This window comes from Amycolatopsis sp. SID8362, from assembly GCF_010550475.1.
GTDB lineage: Bacteria > Actinomycetota > Actinomycetes > Mycobacteriales > Pseudonocardiaceae > Amycolatopsis > Amycolatopsis eburnea.
Map to the genome: position 1 here is coordinate 1 of NZ_JAAGNB010001616.1, position 8,594 is coordinate 8,594.

9 protein-coding genes are annotated in these 8,594 nt (G+C 69.7%); 4 read left to right on the top strand and 5 right to left on the bottom strand.

The window, feature by feature from the left end; translation table 11 throughout:
- The 4 genes from G3I65_RS56780 to G3I65_RS49850 all read right to left on the bottom strand — a co-directional run.
- A partial coding sequence (locus G3I65_RS56780; RefSeq protein ID WP_203612727.1) for a hypothetical protein occupies positions 1-220 on the bottom strand: 220 nt, incomplete at its 3' end.
- Positions 221-260: 40 nt separating this feature from the next.
- Positions 261-731: a DUF4262 domain-containing protein gene (locus G3I65_RS49840; protein WP_160702760.1), complete on the bottom strand. Its 471-nt coding sequence runs from the start codon at positions 729-731 to the stop codon at positions 261-263.
- Positions 732-791: 60 nt separating this feature from the next.
- Positions 792-1,850 (bottom strand): tartrate dehydrogenase, encoded by a 1,059-nt coding sequence (locus G3I65_RS49845; protein ID WP_160702762.1) that lies wholly within the window; start codon positions 1,848-1,850, stop codon positions 792-794.
- Positions 1,847-3,310, bottom strand: coding sequence for an NAD-dependent succinate-semialdehyde dehydrogenase (locus tag G3I65_RS49850; RefSeq protein ID WP_160702764.1), 1,464 nt, complete (start codon positions 3,308-3,310; stop codon positions 1,847-1,849). The genes G3I65_RS49845 and G3I65_RS49850 overlap by 4 nt, the downstream gene beginning before the upstream one ends.
- Before the next feature lie 92 nt (positions 3,311-3,402).
- On the opposite strand from G3I65_RS49850, the gene G3I65_RS49855 reads away from it, so the two are divergent.
- Together G3I65_RS49855 and G3I65_RS49860 are read left to right on the top strand one after the other, a co-directional pair.
- A complete protein-coding gene (locus G3I65_RS49855; RefSeq protein WP_160702766.1) occupies positions 3,403-4,659 on the top strand; it encodes an aspartate aminotransferase family protein in 1,257 nt (418 codons plus the stop codon).
- A gap of 2 nt (positions 4,660-4,661) precedes the next feature.
- Positions 4,662-5,159 carry a DUF3830 family protein gene (locus tag G3I65_RS49860; protein WP_013229621.1) on the top strand — a complete coding sequence of 166 codons (498 nt, stop codon included), beginning with the start codon at positions 4,662-4,664 and terminating at the stop codon, positions 5,157-5,159.
- Positions 5,160-5,703: 544 nt separating this feature from the next.
- On the opposite strand, the gene G3I65_RS49865 is transcribed toward G3I65_RS49860, so the two are convergent.
- Positions 5,704-6,525, bottom strand: a complete 822-nt coding sequence (locus G3I65_RS49865) for an aldo/keto reductase (protein WP_160702768.1) — start codon at positions 6,523-6,525, stop codon at positions 5,704-5,706.
- A 180-nt stretch (positions 6,526-6,705) separates the two neighbouring features.
- On the opposite strand from G3I65_RS49865, the gene G3I65_RS49870 reads away from it, so the two are divergent.
- Positions 6,706-8,091, top strand: a complete 1,386-nt coding sequence (locus G3I65_RS49870) for an FAD-binding oxidoreductase (RefSeq protein ID WP_160702770.1) — start codon at positions 6,706-6,708, stop codon at positions 8,089-8,091.
- On the top strand, positions 8,088-8,594 hold a 507-nt coding region (locus G3I65_RS49875; protein ID WP_255482174.1), incomplete at its 3' end, for a thiamine pyrophosphate-binding protein. The genes G3I65_RS49870 and G3I65_RS49875, both read left to right, overlap by 4 nt.

The window sequence follows — 8,594 nt, forward strand, 5'->3', positions numbered from 1 at the left end:
CGGCCGCCCACGCCGCCGGCTCGTCCGCCACGGCCGGTTCATCCACCGCCGGCTCGGCCACGGGTGCGGCCCGCTTGCCCCGACGGCCGGCGGACCCGTCCGCCCAGCCGGCCGTTTCATCCGCCCAGGAAACGGGTTCGTCCACCCACGCCGGCTCGTCCAGCCGGACGGTCACCATGCCCACCCGGCTGGACGGCACGCGTGCGTGGACGGCGGGCACGGGTATCGGGAAACAGTCCCTGGGCACTCTGCACGCGCAGTCAGCCGGCACGGCGCACCCCCAGCACCGGCTGGCCGCCCCGGCCGTCGCGGAAGTCGGGTGACCACGGCCAGCGGCCGTGCTCGTCCGCGTGGACCAGTTGCAGCGCACGGATTTCCGGGCCGTACAGGGCGACCGCGAACACCAGGTGCGCCGACGGTTCCGTCAGCGGGACGACCTCGACCATGGGACCGTCCCGCAGCGGAATGCGTTCCCCCGGCTCGGGTGGCGACGCGTGCAGCGCGTGCGACGCCAGGTCGTTCAGCAGTTCGGCGGCTTCTTCGAGCGGCAAGCCGGTCGTGACCAGTTCGGGCAGGCCGTACCCGCTGAGCCCGATCGTGTAGGCCCACGGCGGATAAAGCTCGTTGCCCTCCACGCCTTGCACGAGCCAGCCCCGGTCGGCCACCTTCTCCTGGAGCATCGTCAGGTAGTCGGACTGTGGCCGATCCGGGTTTTCACATTGCCAGCACATCGGTTTCTCCTCCCCCTCGGTGGGCTTGGGGCCACCGTGCCGGAGGGCACCGACAAAAACTCAGCCCAGTGCTTCGGCCACCGCCGTGCCGAGCCGTTCTGTGGTATCCGTGCCGCCGAGGTCGGGGGTGCGGACGCGGCCCTCGTCGAGGACGCGGTCCACGGCGGCGCGGATCGCTTGCGCGGCAACGGTTTCACCCAGGTGTTCGACCAGCATCGCGGCCGCCAGGATCTGCGCCACGGGGTTCGCGATGCCCTGTCCGGCGATGTCCGGAGCGCTCCCGTGGACCGCCTCGAACATCGACGGGGATTCACCCGATGGGTTGATGTTGCCGGACGGCGCCATGCCGAGCCCGCCCGTGATCGCGGCCGCCAGGTCGCTCAGGATGTCCCCGAAGAGGTTCGACGCCACGACGACGTCGAGCCGGTCCGGCGCCTGGACCATCCGGGCGGCCAGCGCGTCCACGTGCATCTGTTCACTGTGGACATCCGGAAACTCCGCGGCGACCTCGGCGAAGATCTCGTCCCAGAACGGCATCGAGTGGATCAGGCCGTTGGACTTCGTCGCCGAGCAGACGCGCGAAGACCGCGTACGCGCCAGCTCGAACGCGTACCGGATGATCCGTTCGACGCCGACGCGCGTGAAAACCGATTCCTGCAACACGAATTCGTCCGGCCGCCCGGCGTTGTGCCGCCCGCCGATCGCCGAGTACTCCCCCTCGGAGTTCTCGCGGACGATGACCAGCTCCAGCTCCTCGGCCTTCCGCCCGGCCAGCACGGACGTCGTGCCCGGGAGCAGCCGCACCGGGCGCAGGTTGACGTACTGCTGGAACGCGCGCCGCAGCGGGATCAGCAGGCCCCACAGCGAAACGTGGTCCGGGACGCCGGGGAAGCCGACCGCGCCGAGCAGGATCCCGTCGTACGCCGAGAGCTGCGCGACGCCGTCTTCCGGCATCATCGCGCCGAGTTGCGCGTACCGCTCGCAACTCCAGTCGAATTCGGTCCACTCCAAGGAAAAGCCGAAGCGGGCGGACGCCCGGTCGAGGACCTTGCGGGCCTCGACCGTGACGTCGACACCGATCCCGTCGCCGGGGATGCTCGCCAAGCGGTAGGTCGTCACAGGGCCACCGCGATGTACTTGGTCTCCAGGAACTCCTCGATGCCGACCGTGCCGCCCTCGCGGCCGAGGCCGGACGCCTTGATCCCGCCGAAGGGCGCCGCCGGGTTCGAGACGATGCCCTGGTTGAGCCCGATCATGCCGGCTTCGAGGGCCTCGGACACGCGCAGCGCGCGCTTGAGGTCGCTGGTGAAGACGTAGGAAACGAGCCCGAATTCGGTGTCGTTCGCCTTCGCCACCGCCTCTTCCTCGGTGTCGAACGGGGTGATCGGCGCGACCGGCCCGAAGATCTCCTCGTGCGTCAGCCGTGCCTCCTGCGGGACGTCGGTGAGCACGGTGGCCTGGTAGAAGTGACCGGGCCCGTCGACGCCGGCCCCGCCGGTGAGCACCCGCGCGCCGCGGTCCGTGGCGTCCTTGACCAGCTCCGTCACCTTGTCGACGGCCTTGTCGTCGATCAGCGGGCCGACCACGACGTCCTTCTCGGTGCCACGGCCCATCGGCAGCGCCTGCATGCGCTCGGTCAGCCGCCGCGAGAACTCCTCGACGACGCCGCGCTGCACGTAGAACCGGTTCGCCGCGGTGCACGCCTCGCCGATGTTGCGCATCTTCGCCTGCATCGCGCCGTCGATCGCCGCGTCCATGTCGGCGTCGTCGAAGACCAGGAACGGCGCGTTGCCGCCCAGCTCCATCGACGTGCGGAGGACCTTGTCGGCGCACTGTTCCAGCAGCTTCCGGCCGACGCCGGTGGAGCCGGTGAACGAGAGTTTACGGGCGCGGCCGTCGCGGATCAGCGGTTCCATCACGCCGCCGGAGTCGCTGGTCGTGATCACGTTCAGCACGCCCTCGGGCAGCCCGGCCTCGGCGAGGATGCCGGCCAGCGCGAGCATCGACAGCGGCGTCTGCGCGGCAGGCTTGATCACCGACGTGCAGCCCGCGGCGATCGCCGGGCCGATCTTGCGGGTGCCCATCGCCATCGGGAAGTTCCACGGCGTGATCAGCAGCGTGGGGCCGACCGGCTGCTTCGTGATGAGGAACCGGCCCACGCCGTTCGGGGCGGTCGCGAAGCCGCCGTCGATGCGGACGGCCTCTTCGGCGAACCAGCGGAAGAACTCCGCGGCGTAGGCGATTTCCCCCTTCGACTCGGCGAGCGGCTTGCCCATTTCGAGCGTCATGAGCAACGCGAGCTCTTCCTGGCGCTTCATCAGCAGCTCGTACGCCCGGCGCAGGATCTCACCGCGCTCCCGCGGCGCCATCTTCGCGAAGTCCGCTTGCGCGGCGACGGCGGCGTCCAGCGCGGCGAGGCCGTCCGCCGGGGAGGCGTCGGCGACCTGGCACAGCTCCTTGCCGGTGGCCGGGTCGACCACCGGGAACGTCTTCCCGGACTCGGCGGCGACCCACTTGCCGCCGATGAACAGTTCCTTGCCGACCGCGTCGACGACGCCGGACTCGGTGCTCGCGCTCATCCCGACTGCTCCTCACGTGTTGTCCCGAGGGCCATGCTATGGATATTGTCAACAATCGACAACCCGCTCAACCGACCAAGGAGCACGCTGCCATGGCCCAGCTATCTCCGCTGCTCAAGCAGGCAACGCCCGTCGTGGTCGACCACGGTGAAGGGGTTTACCTCTACGACGTCGACGGCAAACGCCACCTCGACTTCACCGCCGGCATCGGCGTCACGAGCACCGGGCACTGCCACCCGCACGTCGTGCGCGCGGCGCAGGAGCAGATCGGCAAGCTCGTCCACGGGCAGTACACGACGGTGATGCACCGGCCCCTGCTCGAGCTCACCAAGCGCCTCGGCGACGTCCTGCCGGACGGTCTGGACTCGCTCTTCTACGCGAACTCGGGCAGCGAAGCCGTCGAGGCGGCGTTGCGGCTCGCGCGGCAGGCGACGAAGCGCCCGAACGTCGTCGTCATGCAGGGCGGCTTCCACGGCCGGACGGTCGCGGCGGCGTCGATGACGACGTCCGGGACGCGGTTCAGCGCCGGCATCGGCCCGCTGATGGCGGGCGTGCACGTCGCGCCGTTCCCCTACGCCTACCACTACGGCTGGGACGAGCAGACCGCGACGAAGTTCGCGCTGCGCGAGCTGGACTTCCTGTTCCAGACGGTCAGCGCGCCCAACGAGACGGCCGCGATCTTCGTCGAGCCGGTGCTCGGCGAGGGCGGGTACGTCCCGGCGAACACCGAGTTCATGGCAGGCCTGCGCGAACGCGCGGACCGGCACGGCATCCTGCTCGTCCTCGACGAGATCCAGACGGGCTTCGGCCGCACCGGCAAGTTCTGGGGCCACGACCACTTCGGCGTCTCCCCCGACATCGTGCTCATCGCGAAGGGACTGGCGAGCGGCTTCCCGCTGTCCGGCATCGCCGCTTCGCAGGAGCTGATGGCGAAGGCGTTCCCGGGGTCGCAGGGCGGCACGTACGGCGGCAACGCCGTCTCGTGCGCGGCGGCGATCGCGACACTCGAGGTGATCCAGCGGGAGAACCTGGTCGAGAACGCCGCCGAGCGCGGGCGTCAGCTGCTCGAAGGGGCGCGGGTGATCGCGGACAAGACGCCGGCGATCGGCGAGGTGCGCGGGCTCGGGCTGCTGGTCGGCTCGGAGTTCACCACCGCGGACGGCGAGCCCGACGCGGCGACGGCGGCGGCCGCGCAGCAGACCGCGTCGAAGAACGGCCTGCTGCTGCTCACCTGCGGGCCGTACATGAACGTCGTCCGCATGGTGCCGCCGCTGGTCGTCAACGCCGAGCAGGTCGACGACGCGCTGCGCATCTGGGGCGAGGTCGTCGCGTCGGTCACGGGGAGCTGAGCATGGCGCGGTACATCACGATCACGCTCGACAAGCGCGGAGTCTCCTGCCGGGCCCGGCTGCTCGACGACGAGGCGCCGCGCACCTGCAAAGCGGTGTGGGACGCGTTGCCGCAGAGCGGTTCCGCCTACCACGCGAAGTACGCGCGCAACGAGGTCTACACGCTCGTGCCGCCGTTCGCGGAGCCGAAGCCCGGGCGGGAGAACCCGACGATCACGCCGATCCCGGGCGACGTCGTGTACTTCGGCTTCGAAGCCTGGGAGATCGGCAATCCGGCGTACGGCTACGACGAAGACAGCGAGGCCCACAGCGACCAGGGCGCGACCGATCTCGCGATCTTCTACGGGCGCAACAACCTGCTGATCAACGGCGACGCGGGCTGGGTGCCCGGCAACGTGTTCGCCACGATCGAGGAGGGCCTGGCCGAGATGGCGGCGGCCGCGCAAGACCTGTGGCTGCGGGGCGTGGAGGGCGAGACGCTCTCGTTCGCGCGAGCCTGATTCCCTTCTCCCCCAAGGGGACGCCGGGTGCGGATCACCGCGCCCGGCGTCCCCTTTTCCCTGCTTGCCGCCACTCGAAAGGGTGATCGTCGGAATCTCACCTTTCGTGGCCGGTGATCACCGGATCGAGCTAGCCGCGTACCCGGGATGCCGGATCAAGACCGGAATCACCGACAGTGATGATCGACCCGCTCGCTACCCAGAGTGGCTGACCGCCGAAATGAGCACCCCGGCGTCAAACACGAAGGGATTACGTGTTTAGAGTAGGAAGATTCCGCGACGCCGGAACCACCCGGAAACGGCTCTTTGACAGCTCGCCAGCACGGTGAAAACCTGACTCCGCTCTTACCGGAGCATCTCCAGGGAAATCATTGTTGAATCACTGAAGGAGCCATTCCATGCAGACGTTCGCCCAGCACGCGCACTACTGCCACGACATCATCTCCGGCGCGCTGGCGCACCTCGCGCACCTCATCGGCTGGCTCGTCTGATCCAGGCCCGAACCGGACGGCCCGGCCGCGGGAAACCGCGGCCGGGCCGTTTTTCAGCTCAGCTCACCCAGCCTCGCGAAATCGTCGTCGGAAAGCTCGATTTCCGCGGCTCCGCAGTTTTCTTCCAGGTGCGCGATCGACGACGTGCCGGGAATGGGGATCACCACCGGGGAACGGCGCAGCAGCCAGGCGAGGGACACCTGGGCGGGTGTCGCGCCGATCCCGGCCGCGACCTTTCCGAGCACCCCGCCGGCGGTCGCGTGGTCACCGCGCGCGATCGGCAGCCACGGCACGAACGCGATCCGCTCGCGCTCGCAGTACGCGAGGACGTCTTCGGACGCCCGGTCGGTCAGGTTGTAGCGGTTCTGCACGCTGGCGATCGGCGCGATGGCCCGCGCCTCGGCCAGCTGCGCGACCGTCACCTCCGAAAGCCCGATCCGGGCGACCTTACCTTCGTCCCGCAGGCGGGCGAGCGCGCCGATCTGGTCGGCGAGCGGCACCTGCGGGTCCAACCGGTGCAGCTGCAGCAGCTCGAGACGCTCGACGCGCAGGCGCCGCAGCGAGAGTTCGGCCTGCTGCCGCAGGTATTCGGGCCGGCCGAGCGGCACCCACTCACCGCGGCTCGGGCGCGCGTGCCCGCACTTCGTCGCCACGAACAGCCCCGGGTACGGGTGCAGCGCGCGGGCGAGCAGCTCTTCGTTCAAGCCCAGGTCGTAGGCGTCGGCGGTGTCGAAGAACGTCACGCCGAGTTCGGCCGCGCGGCGGGCGACCGCCTCGGCGCCGTCGCGCGCGTGGTCCCACTCGGTGAGCCGCATGGCGCCGAAACCGAGGCGGTGCACGGAAAAGCCGTCTTCGAAGGTGTACGTCGAGGTCATGGGAGAAGCTTCGCCGCCGCCCGCGTCACCCACCAGAGATTTAGCCTGAGCTAAATCCGGGCTGATGTAACCAGTCGATCACTGAGCGCGTCCGGAATGTGAAAAACCTTCATAGCGGCGTACCGGCGGTACGTACTACGCTGCGGTAACCACAGCAACGGCGCGGAGGAGAAACTCTCGATGGGCGACGTGGCGGCACAGCTGGCCGGGATCGTCGGGGACAAGAACCTGCTCACGGGCGAGGCGATCTCCGAGGACTACGCGCACGACGAGGCACTGACGGCGAAGCCGCAGAAGCCCGCGTACGTAGCGAAGCCGGCAACCGCCGAGGAAGTCGCGGAGCTGCTGAAAGCGGCTTCGGAACACAACGTCCCCGTCACCGCGCGCGGCTCCGGGAGCGGCCTGTCCGGCGCCGCGCGGCCTCGCGAAGACGGGCTGCTGATCTCCTTCGAGCGCATGAACGCCGTCCTGGAGGTCGACACCGGGAACCACGTCGCCGTCGTGCAGCCCGGCGTCACGCTCGCCGAGCTCGACGCCAAGACCGCCGAAGCCGGGCTGAGTTACACCGTCTACCCCGGTGAGCTGAGCGCGAGCGTCGGCGGGAACGTCGGGACCAACGCCGGCGGGATGCGCGCGGTCAAGTACGGCGTCACCCGGAACAACGTGCTGGGCCTGCAAGCCGTCCTGCCCACCGGCGAGATCCTCCGGACCGGCGGCAAGACGTCGAAGATCTCCACCGGCTACGACCTCACGCAGCTGATCATCGGCTCCGAAGGCACCCTCGCGCTGGCCACCGAGATCACCGTCAAGCTGCACCCGCGGCTGACCCACGGCGCCACCGTGCTCGCTCCCTTCGGCGACTTCGGGCAGGTCATGGCGGCCGTGCCGGCGATCCTGTCCAGCGGGCTCGGTCCGCACATCCTCGAGTACATCGACAACCTGACGATGGCGGCGATCGTCTACAACGAGAAGCTCGAGCTGGGTGTGCCGGACAAGATCCGCGAGACCAGCGAGGCCTACCTCGTCGTCGCGCTTGAGAACCGCGAGACCGGCCGCCTGGCCGAAGACGTCGAGACGGTCGGCGAGCTGCTCGGCGAACTCGGCGCGACCGACGTCTACGTCCTCGAAGGCGGCGCCGCGCGCAAGCTCATCGAAGCCCGCGAGAAGGCGTTCTGGACCGCGAAGGCGGCGGGCGCCGACGACGTGATCGACGTCGTCGTGCCGCGGACGGCGATGCCGCAGTTCATCTCGAAGGCGCGGGAGCTGGCGATGGCGGCGGGCGGTGGCGCGCTCGGCTGCGGGCACGCCGGCGACGGCAACGTCCACCTCGGGATCTTCTGCAAGGACGCGGACAAGCGGAAGCAGCTGCTCACCGACATCTTCGCGTACGCGATGGAACTCGGCGGCGCGATCTCCGGCGAGCACGGCCTCGGCCGCACCAAGGCGAGCTACCACCAGGAACTCGAAGACCCGGCGAAGATCGAGCTGATGCGCCGGATCAAGCAGAGCTTCGACCCCGCCGGGATCCTCAACCCCGGCGTTCTCTTCCCCGAAGGAACCGCATGAGTGAGCTGAACGGCGCCCAGTCCTTGATCCGCACGCTGGTCGACGCCGGCGTCGAGGTGTGCTTCGCGAACCCCGGCACGTCGGAGATGCACTTCGTCGCCGCGCTCGACACCGTCCCGGAGATGCGGGGCGTGCTCGCGCTGTTCGAAGGCGTCGTCACAGGTGCCGCCGACGGTTACGCGCGCATCGCGGACAAGCCCGCCGCGACGCTGCTGCACCTCGGCCCTGGCCTGGGCAACGGCCTGGCGAACCTGCACAACGCGCGGCGCGCGCACACGCCGATCGTCAACGTCGTCGGCGACCACGCGACCTACCACAAGCAGTACGACGCCCCGCTGGAGTCGGACATCGAGGCGGTCGCGGGCTCGCTGGAAGGCTGGGTGCGGCGCTCCGAGCACACGAAGGACGTCGGGGCCGACGCCGCCGCCGCGGTCGCCGCGGCCCAGGACGCGCCCGGCCGCGTCGCGACGCTGATCCTGCCCGCGGACGCGTCGTGGGGTGAC

Coding starts and splice junctions, on each gene's coding strand:
- G3I65_RS49840 (WP_160702760.1), bottom strand. CDS start 731: ATGTGCTGGCAATGTGAAAACCCGGATCGGCCACAGTCCGACTACCTG.
- G3I65_RS49850 (WP_160702764.1), bottom strand. CDS start 3,310: ATGAGCGCGAGCACCGAGTCCGGCGTCGTCGACGCGGTCGGCAAGGAA.
- G3I65_RS49855 (WP_160702766.1), top strand. CDS start 3,403: ATGGCCCAGCTATCTCCGCTGCTCAAGCAGGCAACGCCCGTCGTGGTC.
- G3I65_RS49860 (WP_013229621.1), top strand. CDS start 4,662: ATGGCGCGGTACATCACGATCACGCTCGACAAGCGCGGAGTCTCCTGC.
- G3I65_RS49865 (WP_160702768.1), bottom strand. CDS start 6,525: ATGACCTCGACGTACACCTTCGAAGACGGCTTTTCCGTGCACCGCCTC.
- G3I65_RS49870 (WP_160702770.1), top strand. CDS start 6,706: ATGGGCGACGTGGCGGCACAGCTGGCCGGGATCGTCGGGGACAAGAAC.